Genomic DNA, 21,801 nt, shown 5'->3' on the forward strand with positions numbered 1-21,801 from the left:
GTCGATCTGAGTGTCGTGATCCCCGCTTTCAACTCGGCGCCCTACCTCCGCAGCACGCTGGACGCGTGCGCACTCGCGCTCGGTCGGACGGGATGGTCCGCCGAGGTGATCGTGGTGGACGACGGCTCCACGGACGGCACCGGGGACCTCATCGAACAGTGGGCGGGTGACTTCCCGGTCGAGCTTCGGGTGGTACGGCAGTCGAACAAGGGCCGCTTCCTCGCCCGGTGGACCGGCCTCGAGGTGGCGACCGGGGGCAACGTGCTGCTGCTCGACAGCCGCGTGATCCTCGGCCCCGACGTCCTGCGGCACATCGAGCGGTCCCTCACCGCGAACCCCGCGCGGCAGGTGTGGAACGGTCACGCGATCACGGACCCCGACGCACCCCTCGTCGGACATTTCTGGGAGGTCCCGGTCCATGTGTTCTGGGGCGACTTCCTCGGCAACCCGCGTCCGATCGAGTTCGGGGTCGACAACTTCAACCGCTACCCGAAGGGCACCGGTGTGTTCTTCGCCCCTCGGCAGGTCTTGATGGACGCCTGCCGCGACGCCTGGCCCGAGGGTGATGCGGCGCTGGCCAGCGATGACACCAAGGTCATCCGAGGCATCGCGGCGCGCCACCCGATCCAGCTCGACCCGGAGTTCTGGGCGACCTACCGGCCGCGGACCAATGTGCGCGACTTCGTGCGGCACAGCTTCGGCCGTGGGACCTTCCTGGTCGACAGCTTCGGTGGCACGTCCGCCGGGTGGAGCATCGCCCTGCTCGTGCTCGCCGTCCTTCCGCTCGCCCTCCTGGCCGCCCTCGTCGCGGTGGCAGTGGCAGCAGGCTGGTGGGCGTTCGGCGCGGTCGTCGCCGCGTGTCTGCTCGCCGCATGCCTGCCGGCCGCCGTGGCCGCCGTCCGCGGCTGTCCTGCGCGCGGGGTCCTGGCCTACCTCGTCTTCCTGCCCGTGTTCGTGCTGCCGTACTGGGCCGGACTGGTGCGCGGCCTCGTCGTGCACGGGGCACGGGTCTTCGGCCGCGCGCCTGTCCCGGTCGCGTCAGCACGGGGGGCGGAGAATTGATCGTCTTCTGCTACGGAACGACGGCCGAGGCCATCAAGCTGGCCCCCGTCATGCATCGCCTGACTCGCAGGGGCGTGCCGTTCCAGCAATGGGTGACCCTGCAGCAGGCGGGCACGGTCCTGGACGCGCTGCCCGCGCTCGGCATCCCTGAGCCCGACCAGATCCTCGCGGTGGGGAGGTCCGGTCGTCCGCTGGCGGGATCGGTCGACGTCGTCGTGTGGCTGGCGCAGATCGCCCGGTGGGCCGTGCGCAACCGCCGCTCCCTGCGCCGGTCGCTCGGGAAGCACTCGGTCGTCGTCGTTCATGGCGACACGATGACGAGCGTCGTGGGTGCCGTGCTGGCGAAGTTCTTCCGGCTCGATTCCGCCCATGTCGAGGCGGGCTTGCGATCGGGCGACTGGCGCAACCCGTTTCCCGAGGAGCTCGACCGGAGGATCGTCGGCCGGCTGGCCACGGTCCACTACGCGCCGAACGACCTCGCCGCCGGTCACCTCCGGGGCCGCCGCAACGTCGTCATGACCCAGGGCAACACGGTGGTCGACGCCGTTCTCGACGGGGCTCACGAGGTGGGCGCGGCGAGCGACGACCCGTACGGCGTGCTCCTCCTGCACCGCTTCGAGTTCCTGGGAAACGAGACGTTCGTCCGCGAGACCCTCGCCCGGGTTCTCGACGGTTCTCCGCACCGGCTGGTGATGGTGGTGGACGACCTGGCCCGCCACGCCCTCCGGGACGCAGTGACGGGGCTGCCGCCCGACAAGGTGACCATCGTCGACAAGATGCCGCACTCCGAGTTCTCGGCACTGCTCGCGGGGGCGGCCTTCGTCGTCACCGACAGCGGTGGCGTCCAGGAGGAGACCGCCCTGCTGGGAATCCCCGCGCTCATCCACCGTCGTGCGACCGAACGAAATGACGGGCTCGGCGCCAACGTGCTGCTTTCAGAATGGAAACTCGACACCATGGACAGATTCCTGCGCGATTTCGAGTCCTACCGGCGGGAGCCACTGACCCTGGTCGTCTCTCCGTCCGATGCCGTGGTCGACGACCTGGTGAGCCGCGGCTATGGGAACTGAGATGAACGCGGTCTCCGTCGTGGTGCCCGCCTTCCAGGAGGAGGCGAGCATCGTCCCCGCCCTCGAGCGGCTCCTCACCGTGCTCGAGAAGTCGGGCCGCACCTTCGAGGTCATCGTCGTGTCCGACGGCAGCACCGACAAGACCGCCCAGCTCGCACGTGAGCTGGATCGTGCCGAGGTTCGGGTGCTCGAGTACTCGCCGAACCGCGGCAAGGGCCACGCCCTCCGGCACGGCTTCGCGGAGACGAGGTTCCCCCTGGTCGCCTTCATCGACGGCGACCTCGACCTTGATCCCGTGGTGATTCCCGACTTCCTGGCGATGATCGACGCCGACCAGGCCGACGTCGTCATCGGCTCCAAGCTGCACCCGGGATCGACCGTGAGCTACCCGATGTCCCGACGCATCGCGAGCTGGGGATTCCGCCTGGCCACGCGGCTGCTGATCGGCCTCAACCTCGGCGACACCCAGACGGGGGTCAAGGCGATGCGCCGCGACGCCGTCGCGCCGTCGATCGAGAAGTGCACCGCGACCGGGTTCGCCTTCGACCTGGAGCTCCTCGCGCGACTGGTCGACCGCAAGCTCCGGGTCGTCGAGGCTCCCGTGGTGCTCGAGTACGAGTTCACCTCGACCGTCGGGGTCAGCTCGATCATCGAGGCGTTGCACGACCTCGTGACGGTTGCGCGGCACCGTCGAGGCTTCGGCCGGCGCCCGCAGTCGGAGCAGAAATGAACGAGCGTCGGGCGATGCGGCTCGGATACCTCAAGCGGCACACGGGGCCGCTGATGACGGTCGGCGCGGTCAGCGTCCTGGGGATCTTCGCCACGGCCGTGTTCCACGCGGTCACCGGCCGGGGACTGGGGCCGGAGGCCTTCGGCCTGCTCGCCGCGTTCCTGTCCATCGTCAACATCGCCGCGATCGGGGCCTCGGCGCTGCAGAACTCCGTCGCGGTCGGCACTGCGCGGAGCCTGGCCGAGACGGTCGAGGGCGGCGGGGTGGTCCGCCCGACGCGGCGGTGGGACAGCGCGACGATCGAGGCGCTCGTGCTCGGCGGCGTGGGGACGCTCGTCGTCGTCGTCTTCGCGCCGTTGCTCGCCGATCAGCTCGCGACGAGCGCGCTCGCCATCTACCTCGCCGCGCTGACGATCCTGCCGAGCTTCCTGTTCTCGGTCGCCCAGGGCCGCCTCCAGGCCGTCGGCCGGGCGACGTCCGTGGCGGGCTGGTCGACCAGCTCGCAGATCCTTCGGGTCGTGCTCGCGGCGAGCGCCCTTGCCGCAGGACTCGGTGCCGTCTCGGTCCTGCTCGCCGTGCTCATCGCCATCACCGCTGCGGCCGTCGCGGCTGGTTGGCAGGTCCGCGGCTCGCACCTGCGGACCGCGACCACCGCCTTCAGCTCGCACAGCATCGTCTTGATCATGCTCACGTTGTCGTTCGCATGGCTGACGAACATCGACGTCATGCTCGTCCGCATGGGGACGTCCGAATCACATGCCGGGATGTTCGCCGCCGCGGCGGTGCTCGGCAAGATGATCCTCATCGTGCCCACGACGCTCTCGCTCTACCTGCTCCCGAGGTTCGTGAACCGTCAGGGCGACCGTGGGGCCATGAAGTTCGGCGTGAACGTGATCCTCCTGACCGTGCTCGGTTCGGGCCTGGTCGCGGTGCTGGGCATGACCCTGCTCCGGGGCTTCCTGATCTCGCTCTTCTTCGGCGCCGGGTACACCGAGGCCGCGGACCTGCTGCCGTGGCTCGCGCTGGCCTACCTGCCCTGGGCGTTGGCGCAGGGGCTGCTGATCCGGCTCACCGCCGCCGTCTCGCGCCTCGCCCTCGCCGTCCTGATCGGCGCCGCGGTGATCCAGTGGGTCGCGGTGCGCATGGTCCTGCCCGACCTCGGCGCGACGATCGTCGTCGTCGGGGTGCTCGGTGTTCTCGTTGTCCTGTCCATGCTGGTCCTGGTATCTCGTCACTCCCGAAAGATGGTCGCCGCCGAATGACGAAGATCCGATCTGCTCTGTGGGCCCTGCTCGGCACTGTGCTGCTGGCCCTCGGTGCGATACCTGCCGCTCGCGTGCCCATCATCGGGGACGACTTCCACGCATTCTTCGAGTCGTACGCCATCGTCGACGGCAATGCGGGCTCCGCCTTCGCCTACGGCTGGAATCAAGGCCTGCTCGCGGGTCACTTCAACCCGGTCGGCCAGGCGATCGGGGCCGTCTACCACTTCGGCGCGTTCGCGGTCAGCTCCTCGCTGGGGATCAGCCCCCAGTACTACGACGTGTTCTTCGGCTCGGGACTCATGTGGCTGACGGTGGCCGGCGCGGCGCTCACCCTGACGTGGGGCCTGCGCCACGCGGGCGCCGTCGGGCAGGTCTCCTACTGGCGCAACTTCGCACTGCTGGCCGCCGTCGTGGCGTCGACCCTCCAGCTGCACCCGTGGTCGAACGACCCGGTGACCTCGTTCGGTCCCGCCGGGTGGGGTTCGGCCGCGATCGGGTTCGCCTTGCTCGGGATGTCTCTTCGCTCGACCGTGCCGGGGCGGACCTCGGTCGCTGACTTCTTCCTGGTCGGCGCCCTCGCCGTCGTCGCGGTGCTCTACTACGAGATGCTCGTCGGGATGATCGCGGGCACGGCCGCCGTCTACGTCGGCGTGGTCGTGCGGGCGCGTCTTCGTCGCAACACCGCCGATCTTCGCCGCGGGCTGCTCCTCGGCGTCGTCGGGGTCGTCCTGCCCGCCGTGATCTTCGTGGGCGGGAGATTCCTCGCGATCCCGTCGACCGAGAGCAACTACACGGGGACCACGCTGTCGGTCGGCTCTGCCGCCGCGGCCACGTGGTGGACAGCGATCGTCGGGGCGCTCCCCGGCGGCGGCTGGCGCTACCTCTCCGAGATGGCCGGCAGCGTCGAGCTCGCGCTCAAGCCCGTCGCCCTGGCGCTCCTGCTCTGCCTGGCTGTCGGACTGCTCGTGGTCGCGTGGATGCGTGCGCCGCGCCTGTGGGTCCCGTGGACCCGTGCCGCGCTCATCCCGGTAGCAGGAGTCGTCGCTACCTGGGCCTTGACGACCGCGACCCACACGACCACGCAGAAGTACATCGACGAGATCAAGGTTCCGGGGCAGGTCTACCTCTACTACGTCGTCGGTGTGGTGTGCGCCGCGATCCTGATCAGCTGGGCGATCATTGCGCTCGCCCCCCGCGCACCGTCCTTCGCCGGACCGGTGGCGCTGCTGCTGGTCGGAGCGTTCCTGATGATCCAGATGCCGCTGAACTGGCGCCTGGCGACGGTCAGCGCCGACGCGTTCGCCCTGAACCGGACGCTGGCGGGTGTGGTGGTGACCGATGAGGCGTCCGAAGACGAACGTTGCGCGGCCCTCGCCGCCTGGGTGACCCGGCCGTGGCCGGACTACTACCGCGAGGCCGTCGTCGGCGACGCGCAGGAGGACTTCGAGCGCGTCTTCGGCGAGCCGTTCTGCACCGACCCGGTGGTCCTCGAGCAGGCCGCGACACCGGCCGTCGTCGGCTAGCTCGCCCGGGCAGGCCGCCCGGGGTGTCCGCCCGGGGTGTCCCGGTCGGCTCAGCCGAGCGCCGCTGCGAGCTGCGCGCCGATCGGTTCGCCGAGGCTGCGCGAGTAGGTCGCGGTCAGATGGTTGCCGTCGCGATAGATCAGCACGCCGCCGATCACGACGGGGCACCGATCGGTGGGGCAGATCCAGTCGGTGAGGTCGAGCACGTGGACCAGCGGCATGCCCTCGGCGGCGGTGACCTCGGGTGCGTCGTCCCAGACGATCGCACTGCGGTCCATCGCGCACTGGGTGAGCGTCTGCTCGTTCTGCGCGACGCAGTCGGGGACGAGGACGTCCGGGCGGGGTGTGTCGCGGAACGTCACGACGGGAACCCCCTGGGCGACGAAGGGCTCCCACGCGCCCTGGAAGCCGCTGGCCATGCGGGTCTTGCTCGCTTCCAGACTCGGGCTGCCGCCCTGCTTGAAGACCTGGTAGCGGCTGGTCGCCACCAGCAGCAGGTCAGGCGGATCCGCGAGCAGCGCGGTGGTGACGTTCTTGTTGCGCTCGTCGCACGCCTCGTTGGCGCGCCCGTCGAGGTCGACCATGACGTCCGTGAACGGGCACGAGCCCCGCGTGTAGACATCGAGCCGCCAGCCGTGCGCGAGGGCCGCCTGCTCGATCCCCGGCACGAGCTGGTCGGCATGGGAGTCGCCCACGAGGGCGAGGGTGACCGCGCTCTCGAGGTTCCCGAACGAGCACGGGGTGGCGGCGGTCGACGCGAGGTCGATGGTGCAGCCGTGCCCGTCGATCTGCGGGGCGTCCCCGGACGCGGTGAGAGCCGACGGGACGATGCTTGCGAAGGCTTCGGCGGGGATGCCGGCAGTGGCGTCCGTCGCGAGCACGGCGGCGCCGGGATTCGTGGTGCTCGGAGGCGCGGGGGCCGTCGCCGTGCCGGGGGCCCCGGTGGTTCCGGTGGTCCCGGTGGGCTCGTTCGCGGTCTGACCCAGGACGTTCACCTGGAGGCCCAGGCCGGCGACCACCCCGAGGAGCGTGCAGATCGCCCCGAGCTGGAGCGATTTGGCGTTGTCCGACTTCAACGACGGTGCCCGGAGCGCCGGCTGCTCCACGAGGTGGAGGCTGAGCCACGCCGGCACGAGGGAGAAGAGTGCGACGGCGAGTCCGTAGCGGATCCGCAGCGTTCCCGTCATGGCTGTCGCGACCACGATCAGCGGCCAGTGCCAGAGGTACAGCGAGTAGGAGAGCCCGCCCACCCACACCATCGGGCGCAGGCCGAGGAGGGTGGCCGAGCCGCTCGAATGCCCGGACGCGCCCGCCCAGAGGACGGCGGTGGCACCCAGGGTGGGGAGCAGTGCGGCGTAGCCCGGGAACGGGACCGCTGCGGTGAACGTCAGCGCGGTCACACCGATCGCGGCCAGGCCGAGCCCGCCGACCACCCGGGCCGCGCGAGGTCCCGCCCGGAACCGCGGGTCGGCCAGGACGATGGCGAGGCCGGCGCCGAGCCCGAGCTCCCACAGGCGCGTGGTCGACACGAAGTAGGCGGGCCCCGGGTCGCTCTGGGTCAGGTGCACCGACCAGGCGAACGACGGGACGGCGACCAGGGCGAGAGCGAGCAGCAGGTACGACTGCGACCCCACGCTCCGCACCCGGCGCCCGCGGCGACGGCGAAACGCGGTGGCCACGGCGGCGGCCGCGAGGAGTGCGACCGGCCAGACCACATAGAACTGCTCCTCCACGGCCAGCGACCAGAAGTGCTGGAGCGGGGAAGCGGCCTGGTCGCGGGCGAGGTAGTCGATCGACCGGCCGGCGAGCTCCCAGTTCATGAGGTAGGTCGAGCTGCTCACCACGTCCTCGCCGAGCTGCAGCCATCGCGTGCTCGGGAGGAATGCGACCGCCAGGGCGACCGTGCCGAGAAGCGTGACCGTGGCGGCCGGGAGGATCCGTCGTGCGCGCCGCGCGTAGAAGCCGGCGAGCGAGATCTTGCCGCGCACGGCAAGCTCCTGCACGAGTCCCTGGGTGATGAGGAAGCCGGAGATCACGAAGAAGATGTCGACCCCGACGAACCCGCCCGGAAGCCAGGGCAGGCCCGCGTGGTAGAGCACGACCAGGCCGACCGCCACCGCGCGCAGCCCCTGGATGTCCCGCCGGTAGCCGGCTGACGTGCCCGCAGGACGCTGCGTCGGGAGAGCCGCCGGTCGGGCGGCCGTCTCGGCGCTCATCGAGCGGCCGGGGTCTTCACCGGCGGCGCTTCCCGTCGCACCCTCGCTACCCGATTCGAGGCAGGCGACGGGAGATCCCGCGCAAGGCACGGGTGACCCGCCAGGAACGGGAGCGGAAGACCGCGCCGAGCTCGGCGGAGCTGGCCTGCGCGTCCTGCTCGGCGCGGGCCGCGCGCGCGGTCAGCTCCGCGGTCTGCGCCCGCAGGCGGGCGACCTCGTCCAGGGCGGACTGCAGGTCGACCTCGAGCTCACCGAACAGGGATTCCTTCGCGCGTGCGTGGCTGACGGACACCGACATGTCCCGGTCGCGGTCGTCGAACGACACGGCGATGAGCCCGTCGCCGCTGTACGACTCGCCGACGGTGTGCTCGGCGATGACGTGCGCGCCCAGGGCGAGGAGCCGTTCGAGGACGTGCTGATGGGTCAGCGCGCTGCCGGAGATCTGATGGTGATGGGTCGAGACGATCATGAATCGCACGGCGCCGGCCGTGAAGAGCTCCGCCGCGCGTTCGATCAGCACGGTCTCGAACCCCTGGATGTCGACCATCAGCAGGCCGACCCGGGCGAGCCCGGTCTCGAGCATCAGGGAGCCCAGGTCGTACTGGACGACCTCGATCGGCTCCCCGGTGCTCTCCGCGACGAACGTCGTCGGCTGGCCCGGTGAGTCCCCGACGGCGCCGTGCACGAACGTCGCGGTCATCGCGTTGAGCGCCAGGTTGCGCCGGCCGATCTCCAGGTAGGTGGGATCCGGTTCGAGATCCACCACGCGGTTTCCGTGCGTCCGCTGGTGGAACCACATGCTGTAGTACGCCCAGAAGCTGCCGAGCTCCACCATCGCAGCGTCCGGCTCGGTCGCGACCAGGCGTTCGAGGAGCTCGTGGAAGACCACTTCCTCCTGGGGCTCGTGATGCCCCCGGAGCGACCGGATGATCTCCGTCATCCACGGGCCGAAGTAGCACCCCTCCCGGATCAGGACGCCGTTGTGCATGCGCTGGACGGTGGTGCCGTCGAGCTCGAACACCTCACCGGCGCCGTCGACCTTCGGCAGGTCGTCGGCGTCGTGGCACGAGATCGTCAGCAGGACGCGCTCTGCGGCCGCAGGTTCGAGGTGGTCCAGGCGCGGGGCGGGGGCGAGATCAGGCATGGTGCTCCTTCGGGGTGCAGGGGCGGCACCCGATCAGACGGTAGCGAACGACGCGTCGACGGCGATGGAGCCGTGCGCTCGGCCATCGCTGCGGACCTCGATGTGGGCCGCCTCGTCGAGTCGGTGGATCTCCTGGCCGTTGGTGCCCTCGATCGCGAGCCGCAGGGTGTAGCGGCCCTCACCGAGCCGGAGATCGGGGAGCAGGAAGTCGAAGGACGCCTCCCCGGTCAGCGGCGGGAGGCGAACTCCGAGCAGCTGGGTGTTCGTGCCGTAGACCGTGGTGCCGATCGGCGTGTCGATGGCCAGGCCCAGCATCCAGTCCTGCAGGAGCGGGGAAGCCGACACGGTCACCCGGGCCCGGATCGAGTCGCCCGGGCGGATGGAACCGATCGGCTCGCGGGTGCGCTCGTCGAGCAGGGCGACGGCGCCGACCTGGGCCTGCAAGGCGGGCTTGTCCGCGACGCCGCTGCGTGCAGCGGCTCGGTCGATCTCACCCTGCCGGGTCGCCTCGAAATCGGCGCGCAGGACGCGGAGCGCTTCCTGGGGGATGCCGTCCGCGGTGACGAGTCCCCGCTCGAGGACGATCGCACGATCGCACAGCTCTGCGACCTGGTCGAGGCTGTGCGACACGAGCACGATCGTGCGGCCCTCGTGCTGGAAGCCCTTGATGCGCTCCATGCACTTGCGCTGGAACGGCTCGTCGCCGACGGCAAGCACCTCGTCCACGAGCAGGATGTCCGGGTCGACGTGGACCGCCACGGCGAACGCGAGGCGGACGTACATGCCGGACGAGTAGAACTTCACCTGGGTGTCGATGAACTGCTCGATGCCGGAGAAGTCGACGATCGCATCGAAGTGCTTGTCGGTCTGCTGGCGCGAGAGCCCGAGGATCGAGGCGTTGAGGTAGACGTTCTCCCGGCCGGTGAGGTCGGGGTGGAAACCTGCGCCCAGCTCGAGCAGCGCCGCGAGCCGGCCCCGCACCTTCACGGTGCCGGAGGTCGGCTGGATGATGCCGCCGATGGCCTTGAGGAGGGTGCTCTTGCCGGAACCGTTCGGACCGACCAGCCCCACCGTGGAGCCCGACGCGATCGAGAGGTCGACGTCGCGCAGCGCCCAGAAGTCCTCTTTGTGGAGCTTGGACCGGCCGAAGTTGACCAGCCGTTCCTTGAGCGACTTCTCCTTGCGGATGATGAACCGTTTGGAGACGTTCTCGATCTCGATCACGTTGGGGTTGGTCATCACAGCTCCTGGGCGAAGTTGCTCTGGAGCTTGGCGAAGACGCGCTGGCAGAACCACAGCAGCACGACGCCGATCCCCAGCGCGATGAGCAGCCTGGTCCCCAGATGGTCGGGTATCGGTTCGCCGGCACCGGCCACCCAGAAGGTCTGCTGGAATCCCAGGACGGCCAGCGTCACGGGGTTGGCGAGATAGACGGCCTGCATCCAGGCCGCCGTGAGCTCCTCCTGGACGAGTGCCCAGGAGTAGACGATCGGCGACGCCCAGAACAGGATCATGAACGCGATCTCCACCAGGTACTGCACATCGCGCAGGTAGACGTTGACCGCCGAGAGCAGCAGCGCCATGGCCGTCGAGAAGACGAGGAGGACCAGCAGCGACAGCGGGAAGTACAGCCAGTTCGGACCCACCGGGAAGCGCCCAACCGCCACCGTGGCGGCGACCAGGATGGCGAGCTGGATTGCGAAGTTGAACAGTGCTGACCCCACGACCGCCAGCGGGAAGACCTCACGCGGCAGGTAGACCTTCTTGATCAGGCCGGAGTTGGCGACGATCGACCCGGTACCCGGGACAACGATGTCCGTCACCAGCTGCCATGCGGTCAGGCCTGTGAAGATGAAGATGGCGAAGTCGTCGATCTGACGCGCAGCGCCGAGGAACTTCCCGATCGCCACGTAGTACACCAGCAGCAGGGCGAGCGGCTTGAGCAGGCTCCAGACGAATCCGAGCGCACTGTCCTTGTACTTCGCCTTGAGCTCGCGCCGGATCAGCAGGTCCATCAGCTCGCGGTGTGCCGCGATGTCTCGCAGGGACGTCAGGGTCCCGGTCGCAAATCCGGGTACAGGGCCGGCGAACCGGAGCGGCTCCAGCGCCAACGCAGTGGCGCGTGCCTCGCTCGTCAGTGACATCTGTCTCCTAGTTCGGAGGCGCGATTCTGGTGGTCCCCGGTCCGCGCCGCGGATCAGTGTACCGACCAGTTGGCCTAGTGACCGGCGCGCCCTTGGCGTCGGGAGTCCAAAAGCCGGACACTCAAGGAGTGAATCCCTCTCCCGCCCGAACTCGTCCGCCGCGCGCCCGGTCCCGCTCGGGAGGCAGGGCGCTGTCCACGGTCCTCACCGCACTCCTCACCGTTGCGCTCGCCTCGGTCGGGCTGGTGGGTGTGGCCTCGCCGTCGAGCGCGGAGGACAGCACGCTGACGTTCGTGGGTCGCGGCTGGGGCCACGGGCGCGGGATGGGGCAGTACGGCGCGCTGGGCTACGCGGTCGACTACGGCTGGAACTTCCGGCAGATCGTCGATCACTTCTACGCCCCCACCACGCTCCAGGGCGGGACGCCCAACTCGACGATGCGGGTCGAGCTGACGGCGCTCACCGGGGCGCCCCTGATCGTGACCGCCCCCGGGCTGTCGGTCAACGGGGTGCCGCTGGGCCGCGGCGTGGTCCAGATCGCACGGAACGCGTCGACCGGGGCTTTCTACATCCTGACCTCGGACTCGTGCGGCGGCCCGTTCACGCAATGGGGGGAGATGCCTTCCGGCGTGACCCTGCGGTCCGCGGAGGACCCCACGAACCTGGACAGCTTCCTGCGGGTGTGCCAGTCGTCGATCACCCGCGGCTACCGCGGTGCGATCTCGATGGTGTCTGCCGGGGGCACGTCGTACGCGATCAACGAGCTGCCCGTGGAGGACTACCTGCGCGGCGTGGTGCCGCGCGAGTCTCCCGCTTCCTGGGGCGACCTGGGCGGCGGGCGCGGCCTGCAGGCGCTCAGCGCGCAGGCCATCGCCGCGCGGTCCTACGCCCTCGCCGGTTCGGCCCGGACCTCAGGGGCCCAGACCTGCGACACGACGGCCTGCCAGGTCTATCTCGGGGCCTACGAGTGGCCCTACTCGGGCGTCCGCAAGCCGCTCGAGGACTATCGGTCGGACCGTGCCATCCGCGAGACTGCGGGTCAGGTCATGCGGACCGCGGCCGGTGCGATCGCACGGACGGAGTTCAGCTCCTCCACCGGCGGCTGGACCACGGGGACGTCCTTCACCAACGTGGAGGACCTCGGAGATGCCACCTCGCTGAACCCGAACCGCGGCTGGGCCAAGGGCCTCACCGTGTCGGCGGTCTCGTCCGCCCTTGGCGTCGGGCAGATCGCGAGCATCGCGGTGACCGGTCGCAATGGGCTGGGCCCGGACGGTGGCCGGGTCACCGAGGTGACCGTACGCGCGACCGACGGTCGGGTCACGGCGCTGTCGGGTGCGACGGTGCGTGCCCGGCTCGGTCTGAACAGTGACTGGTTCTCCATCAGCGGGACGACCCCGGGCCAGGCGAGCGCGGTGGTCAAGGCCCTGTACCAGGACGTCCTCGGGCGTGCTCCGGACGCGGCCGGGCTGGCCGGCTGGACCAACCAGCTTCTCGTGACGGGCAACCCGCAGGTGGTCACCAACGGGATCGTGTACTCGCCCGAACGCATCGCGACCCTGATCGCCGCGGAGTACCGCGGCGCCCTGCACCGTGAGCCCGAGGCCGGTGGGCTGCAGAACTGGCGGCTGTACCTTGAGCGCGGTGCGGGGGTCTCCGACCTCCAGGTGGGGGTGTACTCCTCACAGGAGTCCCTCAACGTCCTCGGTGGTGGCGACACCCGCACCTGGGTCGGGGGGATGTACGCGGCGATCCTCGGGCGTCCCGCGTCCGACTCGGAGCAGTCGATGTGGGCGGACGTCGCGTTCCGGTCCGGTCGGGTGACGGCCGTGACCGGTATCGCCAAATCGTCCGAGGCCGGTCTCCGGCGCCTCGACGCGTACTACCAGACCTACCTCGGTCGTTCGCTGGACCCCGCCGGCGCCTCGGTGTGGCTCCCCTACATGAGCGGGGCCGGCGACTTCCAGGTGCCGGGCCTCATCGGCGGCAGCCCCGAGTACTGGGCGCGCGCACAGGTCCGCTACCCCTGACGGGGACCGCCGGCCGTGCGGGTCGGCCGCCGGGCTCCGACGGGCGTACCCGTCAGAGACCGGCGGCCGCGCTCACGTTCTGGTCGACGAGGTAGTCCCACGTCTCCGCGGCGTACTGATCCCAGGTGCGCTGCGGACGGCTGCGCGTCTCGAGGACGAGGCGCTCATGCAGTGCGCGGTCGGTGAGCAGCGACCGGAGCGCCGCTGCGAGGGAGTGGTCGTCGCGCGGGTCGACCGTCAGCGCGCCGCCGTCGCACGCGATCTCCAGCATGCTGCCGAACTGCGACGTGATCGCCGGGGTGCCGCTCGCCAGGGATTCCGCGACCGGAAGGCCGAAACCCTCGTTGACCGACGGGAAGACGGTGCAGTGCGCAAGGGAGTACAGGGCCCAGAGCAGCCGGTCGGACAGTCCGAGCACGGACTCCACCGGGCGACCGCTCGCGCGGAGCTCGGCGAGCCGCTGGGTGAACCCCTCGCTCTTCCAGGCGTTCCCGCCCACGAACAGCAGCGAGAACTCCACCCCGCTGCGCCAGAGCAGCTCGGCGGCGTGGAGCACGGCGAGGTGGTTCTTGCGCGGCTCATGGCTGCCGACGCACAGCACCATCGGAATCGTCGGAACGACGTAGCGGCAGCTCGCCTCGGCCAATGCTGCCGGCGAGGGCTCGGCGGCCTCGACCGGGAGGCTGATCGCCGCGATGTCCGGACCCGCCAGTCCCATGCTTCTCACCATGGTGCGCCATCCGAGGTACTCGGTGCCCGCCGCCTCGGAGATGGTCGCCACTCGGTCCACGTGCCGGATCGCGGCCAGCTCGAGCGCGAAATGGGGCGGCACGTCGGCGGCGGAGGTCTCGGCCGACGTCAATGGCACGGTGTCGAACCCGATCGCGGCCGTGCGTGAGCGGGAGAACCGGAACAGCGGTTCGAGTCGGCGGGTGCGGCCGGGCTCGAGCACGACCTCGGGGAGCACGTAGGTCGACTCCCACGGGACGATGACCTGCGGGCGCCGGACGGCGGGGGCCATCCCGACGGGTGCCAGGACTGCCTTGGTGTGGCCGAGCGCGACCGAGAGCTCCGGCTCGGTGAGCCGGCGCATCGCGGTGTGGTCGGTGAGCCAGCCCGCCGCGGTGATCTCGTGATCCTTCGCCCAGCGCTTGAGCGTCTCGCGGGTGACGCGCTGGATACCTGTTCCCAGCGAGGTGCGCGACAGGTGCTCGATGTCGATGACGACGGCACCGCTCGCGACCTGGACCTCGGCCCGCCCGCCCTCGATGCGGAGCGCCTCGAGAGCGGCCTTGAGGATCACCTCGGGGCCGTCGAGCTGCGCCGCGCGGCGGACCCGCTGCACGGTCGCGGTGGTGGGCAGCTGACCCGAGATCACGGCGAGAGCGAGCCAGGTGACGTCGTCGTCCGCGCCGGTCAGGAGGGTGAGCACCTCGGCCCGCGCATCGCCGGATGCCGTTCCCGGTCCGCGAAGTGCCGCGGCGAGCACCGGGAGGCGCTCGCCGAGCGCGCGGTCCATCATGCTCGGCGTCGTTCTCGTTCGATCACGCCTCATCTGCAGCACCTACCGTTGTCGTCACGAGCGCTTCCCAGAGCTCGCTCGCATACGCGCTCCAGGTCTTCGGCTCGTAGGCGCGCGCCTCCGCGCGCAGCCGGGCCAGGTCCTCCGGGTTCGTCAGGAGCCGCCGCATCTGCGCTTCGAGTGCGGCGTCGTCGCGCGGGTCCACGAGGACGCAGCCGCCGGCTGCGGCGATCTCCCGCGTGCTGCCGTAGTCGGTCGTGATGACCGGCGTCCCGCACGCGAGGGACTCGGAGACCGGCAGCCCGAAGCCCTCGTGGAGGGAGGGGAACACCGTGAAGGAGGCGTCCCGGCACAGGCGCCACATGTCGTCGTCCGGGAGGCGGCCGTGGTCGACGAGGGGTCGTCCCTGGCTGCGGAGCGCATCGGTGCGGCTGCGGAAGTCTGACATGTCCCACCCGTCGCCGCCGACGAAGTGAAGCTCGAACTCGAGGCCTGAGCGCCAGAGCATCTCGGCGCAGTGCAGCACCGCCAGGTGGTTCTTGTGGAGCTCGTGGCTTCCGATGCAGAGCACGCGGGGGAGGCCCGAGACGGGGGCGGACCCGGTGCCGGGCGCGATCTGGGTGGCCAGCATGACCTCGACCACCGAGGGCCCGGGCAGGCCCTGCGCGGCGAGCGCCTCGCTGAACCCGCGGAACTCGGACGCGGACGACGCACTGATGCCTGCGATCCGACGGGCATGCTTGAGGACCGTCAGGTACTTGACGAAGACGCCCGCGTCGACCACCGGCCGCAGCTCGGCGCTCGTGACGGGGATGGCGTCGTAGCCGATAGCGACGACGTCGCTCCCCGAGAACTCCGCGAGGGCCGCCAGGACAGCGGCCGCCGGCTCGGGCGGCACCTCGGTGAGGACGACGGTGCAGCGCCACGGAACACACAGGAGTGACGTCGGCTCCGGCATCAGGTGGTCGTCCGGCTCGACCGGCATGCCGTGCCGGAGCACCCGGAGGGTCTCGCGGCGGGTGAGCCGCCGGTGACCGTTGTGGTCCGCCGACCAGGCGAGCAGCGTGGTGGAGTGGTCCGCATCCCACAGCGCGCACACCCGGCGGGTCACCCGCTGGATACCCGTCTGCTTGTCGTTCTGCGCAGAGAAGTCGACGTCGACGACGACGCCCCCCTCGAGGATCTCTATCTGCACCGGTGGCAGCCCGTCCGCGGAGACCGTCGCCGCCATGTGGTCCATCACCATCAGCTCGGCGTCGGTGGCGTCATGGGTCAGCTCGAGAGCGCGCCGCAGCCCGACGACGTCGTCGGCGGTCGGGTAGGCGCCCGTCACCGCGGTCAGCAGCAACCAGGTGGGACCGGCCGTCGCGCTGTCCCGGGCGCAGCCGACCAGCGCGGAGAGCAGCTGGGCGGCGTCGCGCGCGGGATCGGGATCGACAGCCGGGGATTCGACGAGCAGCACGTCTCCGGCCGCACGCAGCCGCTGCGCGAGCGCAGCGACTGCTGTCGGTTCCCGGCGGGCGGCCACGGCCGTCACGCGCGCCACCGGGCGCGGACCGCGCGCAACGGTGCCGTCACTCGCCACGAGAGAGTTCCATGGATCGCCTCGAGCTCGTGGCGAAGCCGCTCGATCTCTGCCGTCTGCTCGGTCGAGCCGCGCATCCCGGCACGCTCGGTCCACCGCTCGAGCGCCGCCGCCCGCCACCGGAACACGTCCGAGACGAGCTGTCCCCGGGCCAGGCGGGCGTCGAGCGCGCTGCGCGTCTCGAACGCGTCGTGCGGGCAGGCGGGATAGGACAGGAGATCTTTGAGGTCCGCCGCGTGCTCGCTGCTGACGTAGAAGCGGGAGACGCCGTCGAACAGGCAGAACTCATAGCCGGCATCCAGGACCAGCTGTTCCCACTCGCCGTGCGTCTGCGTCTTGCTCAGGGGTGCGGTGGCTTCGACGACGAGGATCCACGGCCGCCAGACGGTGAGGTCGATGCTCTCGATCACCTTGCGCTCGGCCCCCTCGGTGTCGATCACCATGAAGTGGATGGCGTCGGCAGGGTCGAGATGCGCGTCGAGCAGGGCGTCCAGTCGCGTCGCGGGCACCGTGATGTCGGTGTGGGCCCAGCCGGACGTGCCGTGCCGGTCGCTGACGTCGTCCATCAGGGTCGACAGGCCCGTGCCCGGGATCTCGTGGAGCGTGATGGACGCGACGTCGTCACTCGTGACCGCAGCCTGGACGAGCGTGTCCCGGGGGCGCTCCGCCCGGTGCAGGTCCGCGAAGAACGGCACCGGCTCGACCGTGATCCCGCTCCACCCGCGGTCGTAGAACGACCGGGTGATGGACATGTCGCTCGGGTGGTTGGCCCCGACCTCGACGTACCGGCCGTTCTGCACCGGATGGAGGGACCGCCAGAGAACGACGTCTTCGCCAGTCTGGGCATAGGAGATGAACACCGAGTCGGACACCGGTGCAGCATAGGCGACGCGACCTTGCGTCGGCCGCGGTGCGTCAGCCGGACGGACAGCCACCGGTAAGGTGAACCGACCCCTGTCGCTCGACGTCTGAGGAAAAATGCCCCGCGCACTGATCACCGGAATCACGGGCCAGGACGGCCTGTACCTGTCCGAACTGCTCCTCGCGAAGGGGTACGACGTCTACGGCCTGATTCGCGGGCAGAACAACCCCAAGCTCGATCTCGTACGCGAGACCGTCCCCGGTGTGAAGCTCCTGACCGGCGACCTGACCGACATGTCGAGCCTGATCCGTGCGCTCAACGTCGCTCGGCCGGACGAGGTCTACAACCTCGGTGCGATCTCGTTCGTGGCGTACTCGTGGGAGAACGCGATGCTCACGACGGACGTGACCGGCAAGGGCGTGCTGAACATCCTCGAGGCCGTGCGGCTGTACTCGGGCGACGACCCGACCAAGGTGCGCTACTACCAGGCGTCGAGCTCGGAGATGTTCGGCAAGGTCCAGGAGGTCCCGCAGCGCGAGAGCACGCTGCTCTGGCCGCGTTCGCCCTACGGCGTCGCGAAGGTCTTCGGCCACTACATGACCATCAACTACCGCGAGTCCTACGGGATGCACGCGTCGTCGGGGATCCTGTTCAACCACGAGTCCCCGCGCCGTGGCTTCGAGTTCGTGACCCGCAAGGTCTCCCAGGCGGTGGCCCGGATCTCGTTGGGCATGCAGGACGGCATCACGATGGGCAACCTCGACGCCAAGCGCGACTGGGGCTTCGCCGGCGACTACGTCGAGGCGATGTGGCTGATGCTGCAGCAGGACACGCCGGACGACTACGTGATCTCGACCGGGGTCACCCACTCCATCCGGGACCTCCTCGAGGTCGCGTTCGAGCGCGTGGGCATCACGGACTGGGAGCGCTTGATCACCCAGGACCCGCGGTTCATGCGTCCGGCGGAGGTCGAGCTCCTCATCGGCGACTCGGCCAAGGCCAAGAGCGTGCTGGGCTGGGAGCCCAAGGTCGGCTTCACCGAGCTCGTGCAGATGATGGTCGACAACGACCTCGAGCTGCAGCGCGAGCAGAAGGACAAGTAGGCAGTGCCCCGCGCTTTCGTCACCGGGATCACGGGGCAGGACGGCGGCTACCTTGCTGAGCAGCTGCTCGCCGAGGGGGTCGAGGTGCACGGCATGGTCCGGGCGGGCGACGACGACGCGGTCGGCGCCCTCCTGGGTCGCTCTCCCGACGTCGTGCTGCACGAGGGTGACCTCGGCGACGCCGAACGGTTGGGGGCGCTCATCGCGCAGCTCAAGCCGGATGAGATCTACAACCTGGCGGGGATCAGCTCGGTGGCCTACTCCTGGAAGGAGCCGGTGCTCACCGCCCAGCTGAGCGGCGTGGCCGCGGCCGTCGTGCTCGGTGCGGCGTGGCGGCTGCAGGAGGACACCGGTCATCGGGTCGCGTGCCTGCAGCCGTCGAGCGCGGAGATCTTCGGTGACGCCGAACGCTCCCCGCAGGACGAGTCGACCCCGGTGCGTCCGATGTCGCCCTACGGGGCGGCGAAGGCCTACGCCCACCACATGAGTGGCGTCTATCGCGGTCGAGGCCTGCACGTGGCCACCTGCATCTTCTTCAACCACGAGTCGCCCCGGCGTCCGCTGGCGTTCGTCACCCGCAAGATCACGGCCGCGGCCGCGCGCATCGGCGCGGACGGATCGGGTGTGATCCGGCTCGGCAACCTCGACGCGGCGCGCGACTGGGGCTGGGCCCCGGACTATGTCGATGCGATGGTCCGTGCCGTACGGCACCCCCAGCCGGACGACTACGTCATCGCGAGCGGGCGGACGCACACCGTGGCCGACTTCGCTGAGGCCGCGCTGCGGCGGGCGGGGGTCGGCGACTCCTGGCGCGAGCACGTCGAGGTGGATCCTGCGTTCCTGCGCCCCGCCGACGCGTCGACGCCCGTCGGGGACGCGAGCAAGGCACGCGAGGTTCTCGGGTGGGAGCCGACCGTGCGCTTCGAAGAGCTGGTCGGGCGCATGGTCGATCACGACATGGAACTGCTGCGAAGGAGTGGGCGATGAGCGCGCACATGGGCGCCGAGCCGCCGGAGATCGTCCCCGGAGTCGTCTCGGTCGTACTGGTCAACTACCGCGGCGCCGAAGACACGATCACGTGCCTGAAGGCGTTCGACGACGTCGACTGGCCGCGCGAACAGCTCGAGCTCATCGTCGTCGACAACGACTCCGGCGACGGCAGCGTCGAGCGGATCCGCGCGGCGGTGCCGTCGGCCGTCGTGATCGAGGCCGGGGGCAACACCGGCTTCGCCGGGGGCTGCAACTTCGGGGTGTCCCACGCGAAGGGGCAGTACGTCGGGTTCATCAACAACGACGCCCGCCCGCACGCGCAGTGGGTGTCGGCCGCCGTCGCCGCGTTCGACGCCGAGCCGACCGTCGGGTCGGTGGCGTCGAAGGTGCTCGACTGGGACGGCAAGCTCATCGACTACGTCGACGGGTCGATGACGTGGTTCGGGATGGGCTACAAGCGCGAGGTCGAGAAGCCGGACTCGTCCGCCTACGACCAGCCCAAGGACGTGCTGTTCGGCACGGGTGCGGCGATGTTCGTGCGGACCGCGCTGTACCGCGAGGTCGGTGGCTTCGACGAGCGGTTCTTCATGTTCTACGAGGACGTCGACTTCGGCTGGCGCCTGAACCTGCTCGGACACCGCGTGCAGTACGTGCCCACGTCGATCGCGTACCACAAGCACCACGTGACGATGAAGAAGTTCGGCAGCTTCCGGGAGAGCTACCTCCTCGAGCGCAACGCGCTGCTCGCGATGTACAAGAACTACGACGACGAGTCGCTCGCCCGGGCGCTGCCCGCGGCGATGGCGCTCGCCGTGCGCCGCTCGGTGGCCCGGACCGGTCTGGACGCCAGCGTCCTGGACCTCCAGCGCTCACCCGGCGGAGACGACGTCGAGACCCTCGAGGTCCCGAAGATGGCGCTGACCGGACCGCTCGCGATCGACTACTTCGTCGAGCAGCTGCCGAGCCTGATCGTGACCCGCCGAGAGCTCCAGGCGACCCGGCGTCGCAGCGACCGGGACCTGTTCCCGCTGTTCCGCGAGTCGATCGAGCCGGCCTACGGCATGCCCAGCTACCTGGCCGCCCATGAGGTGCTGATCGAGGCGTTCGAGATCGTCGAGCACTTCAACGCCCGCCACCGCATCCTCATCGTCACCGGCGAGCCGCTCACCGAGCGCATGGCCGGGCCCGCCATCCGCGCCTGGGAGATCGCCAAGGCCCTCGCACCGGACCACGACGTGCGCCTCGTCTCGACGGCTGGGGCCAAGCGCGACGGTGCTGGCTTCTCGGTCGAGTACGCGGCCGGCACCGGTCTGCGTGAGCCCACCGGCTGGGCCGACGTGATCATCTTCCAGGGGTTCCTGCTGGAGACGGCGCTGTGGGTCAAGCCGAGCTCGGCGATCATCGTGGCGGACATCTACGACCCGATGCACCTCGAGCAGCTCGAGCAGGCCAAGGACCTCGGTCCCGCCGGTCGCCAGAACGCCCTGCAGGTGACCACGCACGCCCTGAACGAGCAGCTCCGCCGAGCCGACTTCCTGCTGTGCGCCTCCGACAAGCAGCGCGACTTCTGGCTCGGCCAGCTGGCCGGCCAGGGGCGGGTCAACCCGGCCGTCTACGACGAGAACGCCAATCTGGACAACCTGATCGCCGTCGTGCCGTTCGGGATCGAGGACACGCCGCCCGTCCAGAAGCGGCACGGGATCAAGGGCACGGTGCCCGGCATCGGACCGGACGACAAGGTCATCATCTGGGGCGGGGGCATCTACAACTGGTTCGATCCGCTGACCCTCATCCGGGCGGTCGACCGGCTCAAGGACCGCCACCCGGAGGTTCGGCTGTTCTTCATGGGGCTCAAGCACCCCAACCCGGGCGTCCCCGACATGCAGGTGGCCTGGGAGACCCAGGAGCTGTCCCGCACGCTCGGACTGACCGGCCGGCACGTCTTCTTCAACGAGGGTTGGGTTCCGTACGCGGAGCGTGCGGACTTCCTGCTCGACGCCGACGTCGGCGTCTCGACCCACTTCCAGCACGTCGAGACGGCCTTCAGCTTCCGCACCCGCATCCTCGACTACCTGTGGGCCTCGCTCCCGATCGTGGCGACCGACGGCGACACGTTCGCTCCGCTGATCCGCGAGCACGGTCTGGGCCGGGTCGTGCCCGCGCAGGACGTCGACGCCCTCGAGGCTGCCCTCGAAGAGATGCTGTTCGACGAGGCGGCGGCCGGTGCCGCGGTTGCGGCCGTGCGCGAGTTCGCCGGTGGTTACGCATGGGCGACCGTGCTCAAACCGTTGGTCGACTTCTGCCGGCAACCACGGCGGGCACCGGACCTCGCGGTGACGGCGGAAGCCGCTCCGCGTCGGGCCCGGGCCGTGCGGCCCCGCCCCTCGATCCGGGCGGACGCTGCCCTGGCTCGCGACTACCTCCGTGCCGGTGGCGTGCGCGAGGTCGGTCGGCGTGCGGTGGGGCGGCTCCGGCGGGTCGGCGGGGCGTCGACGAGCTGATCCGGCGGCTGCGTCGGGCCGAGCTGGCTCAAGCGGCGAACGAGCTCGCTCAAG

Annotated in this window: 16 protein-coding genes; 9 read left to right on the top strand and 7 right to left on the bottom strand. The window is 70.2% G+C overall.

Annotated features, from left to right (window positions below; all coding sequences use genetic code 11):
- The first annotated feature begins 15 nt into the window (after positions 1–15).
- The 5 genes from EUA98_RS08720 to EUA98_RS08740 are packed head-to-tail and all read left to right on the top strand — an operon-like array spanning position 16 to position 5,650.
- On the top strand, positions 16–1,062 hold the full coding sequence (locus EUA98_RS08720; RefSeq protein WP_165372771.1) for a glycosyltransferase family 2 protein: 1,047 nt from the start codon (positions 16–18) through the stop codon (positions 1,060–1,062).
- A gap of 50 nt (positions 1,063–1,112) precedes the next feature.
- On the top strand, positions 1,113–2,132 hold the full coding sequence (locus EUA98_RS08725) for a UDP-N-acetylglucosamine 2-epimerase (RefSeq protein ID WP_242511359.1): 1,020 nt from the start codon (positions 1,113–1,115) through the stop codon (positions 2,130–2,132).
- A gap of 1 nt (position 2,133) precedes the next feature.
- The gene (locus tag EUA98_RS08730; RefSeq protein ID WP_165372772.1) at positions 2,134–2,862 is read left to right on the top strand and encodes a glycosyltransferase family 2 protein; all 729 of its coding nucleotides are present in this window, start codon (positions 2,134–2,136) and stop codon (positions 2,860–2,862) included.
- A complete protein-coding gene (locus EUA98_RS08735; protein ID WP_130102294.1) occupies positions 2,859–4,124 on the top strand; it encodes an MATE family efflux transporter in 1,266 nt (421 codons plus the stop codon). The genes EUA98_RS08730 and EUA98_RS08735 overlap by 4 nt, the downstream gene beginning before the upstream one ends.
- A complete protein-coding gene (locus tag EUA98_RS08740) occupies positions 4,121–5,650 on the top strand; it encodes a hypothetical protein (RefSeq protein ID WP_130102295.1) in 1,530 nt (509 codons plus the stop codon). The genes EUA98_RS08735 and EUA98_RS08740 overlap by 4 nt, the downstream gene beginning before the upstream one ends.
- 50 nt (positions 5,651–5,700) lie before the next feature.
- Here the strand turns inward: EUA98_RS08740 and EUA98_RS08745 are convergent, their stop codons facing one another.
- From EUA98_RS08745 to EUA98_RS08760, 4 genes are read right to left on the bottom strand one after another with little or no spacing between them, the layout of a single operon-like run.
- On the bottom strand, positions 5,701–7,866 hold the full coding sequence (locus tag EUA98_RS08745) for an acyltransferase family protein (RefSeq protein WP_130102296.1): 2,166 nt from the start codon (positions 7,864–7,866) through the stop codon (positions 5,701–5,703).
- Between the two features lie 46 nt (positions 7,867–7,912).
- The gene (locus EUA98_RS08750; RefSeq protein ID WP_130102297.1) at positions 7,913–9,010 is read right to left on the bottom strand and encodes an FkbM family methyltransferase; all 1,098 of its coding nucleotides are present in this window, start codon (positions 9,008–9,010) and stop codon (positions 7,913–7,915) included.
- Positions 9,011–9,043: 33 nt separating this feature from the next.
- Positions 9,044–10,249, bottom strand: a complete 1,206-nt coding sequence (locus EUA98_RS08755; protein ID WP_130102298.1) for an ABC transporter ATP-binding protein — start codon at positions 10,247–10,249, stop codon at positions 9,044–9,046.
- Complete coding sequence (locus tag EUA98_RS08760) at positions 10,249–11,154, bottom strand: ABC transporter permease (protein ID WP_207219019.1); 906 nt, start codon at positions 11,152–11,154, stop codon at positions 10,249–10,251. Before EUA98_RS08760 ends, EUA98_RS08755 begins: the two co-directional genes overlap by 1 nt.
- A gap of 128 nt (positions 11,155–11,282) precedes the next feature.
- Between EUA98_RS08760 and EUA98_RS08765 the strand changes: the two genes are divergently transcribed.
- A complete protein-coding gene (locus tag EUA98_RS08765; protein WP_130102299.1) occupies positions 11,283–13,184 on the top strand; it encodes a SpoIID/LytB domain-containing protein in 1,902 nt (633 codons plus the stop codon).
- Between the two features lie 52 nt (positions 13,185–13,236).
- Here EUA98_RS08765 and EUA98_RS08770 read toward each other — a convergent pair whose 3' ends face one another.
- From EUA98_RS08770 to EUA98_RS08780, 3 genes are read right to left on the bottom strand one after another with little or no spacing between them, the layout of a single operon-like run.
- Positions 13,237–14,739 (bottom strand): glycosyltransferase family 4 protein, encoded by a 1,503-nt coding sequence (locus EUA98_RS08770; RefSeq protein WP_130102300.1) that lies wholly within the window; start codon positions 14,737–14,739, stop codon positions 13,237–13,239.
- Positions 14,729–16,243 (bottom strand): glycosyltransferase, encoded by a 1,515-nt coding sequence (locus tag EUA98_RS08775; protein ID WP_130102301.1) that lies wholly within the window; start codon positions 16,241–16,243, stop codon positions 14,729–14,731. Before EUA98_RS08775 ends, EUA98_RS08770 begins: the two co-directional genes overlap by 11 nt.
- Positions 16,240–17,163, bottom strand: a complete 924-nt coding sequence (locus tag EUA98_RS08780; protein ID WP_130102302.1) for an FkbM family methyltransferase — start codon at positions 17,161–17,163, stop codon at positions 16,240–16,242. The genes EUA98_RS08775 and EUA98_RS08780 overlap by 4 nt, the downstream gene beginning before the upstream one ends.
- Before the next feature lie 106 nt (positions 17,164–17,269).
- On the opposite strand from EUA98_RS08780, the gene EUA98_RS08785 reads away from it, so the two are divergent.
- Genes EUA98_RS08785 through EUA98_RS08795 form a run of 3 tightly spaced genes read left to right on the top strand, consistent with a single transcriptional unit; the run spans position 17,270 to position 21,747 of the window.
- Positions 17,270–18,256: a GDP-mannose 4,6-dehydratase gene (locus EUA98_RS08785; RefSeq protein ID WP_130102303.1), complete on the top strand. Its 987-nt coding sequence runs from the start codon at positions 17,270–17,272 to the stop codon at positions 18,254–18,256.
- A 3-nt stretch (positions 18,257–18,259) separates the two neighbouring features.
- Positions 18,260–19,243, top strand: a complete 984-nt coding sequence (locus EUA98_RS08790; RefSeq protein WP_130102304.1) for a GDP-mannose 4,6-dehydratase — start codon at positions 18,260–18,262, stop codon at positions 19,241–19,243.
- Positions 19,240–21,747, top strand: a complete 2,508-nt coding sequence (locus EUA98_RS08795) for a glycosyltransferase (protein ID WP_130102305.1) — start codon at positions 19,240–19,242, stop codon at positions 21,745–21,747. The genes EUA98_RS08790 and EUA98_RS08795 overlap by 4 nt, the downstream gene beginning before the upstream one ends.
- Positions 21,748–21,801: the final 54 nt, after the last annotated feature.

The organism is Pengzhenrongella frigida, assembly GCF_004168625.1.
Classification (GTDB): domain Bacteria; phylum Actinomycetota; class Actinomycetes; order Actinomycetales; family Cellulomonadaceae; genus Pengzhenrongella; species Pengzhenrongella frigida.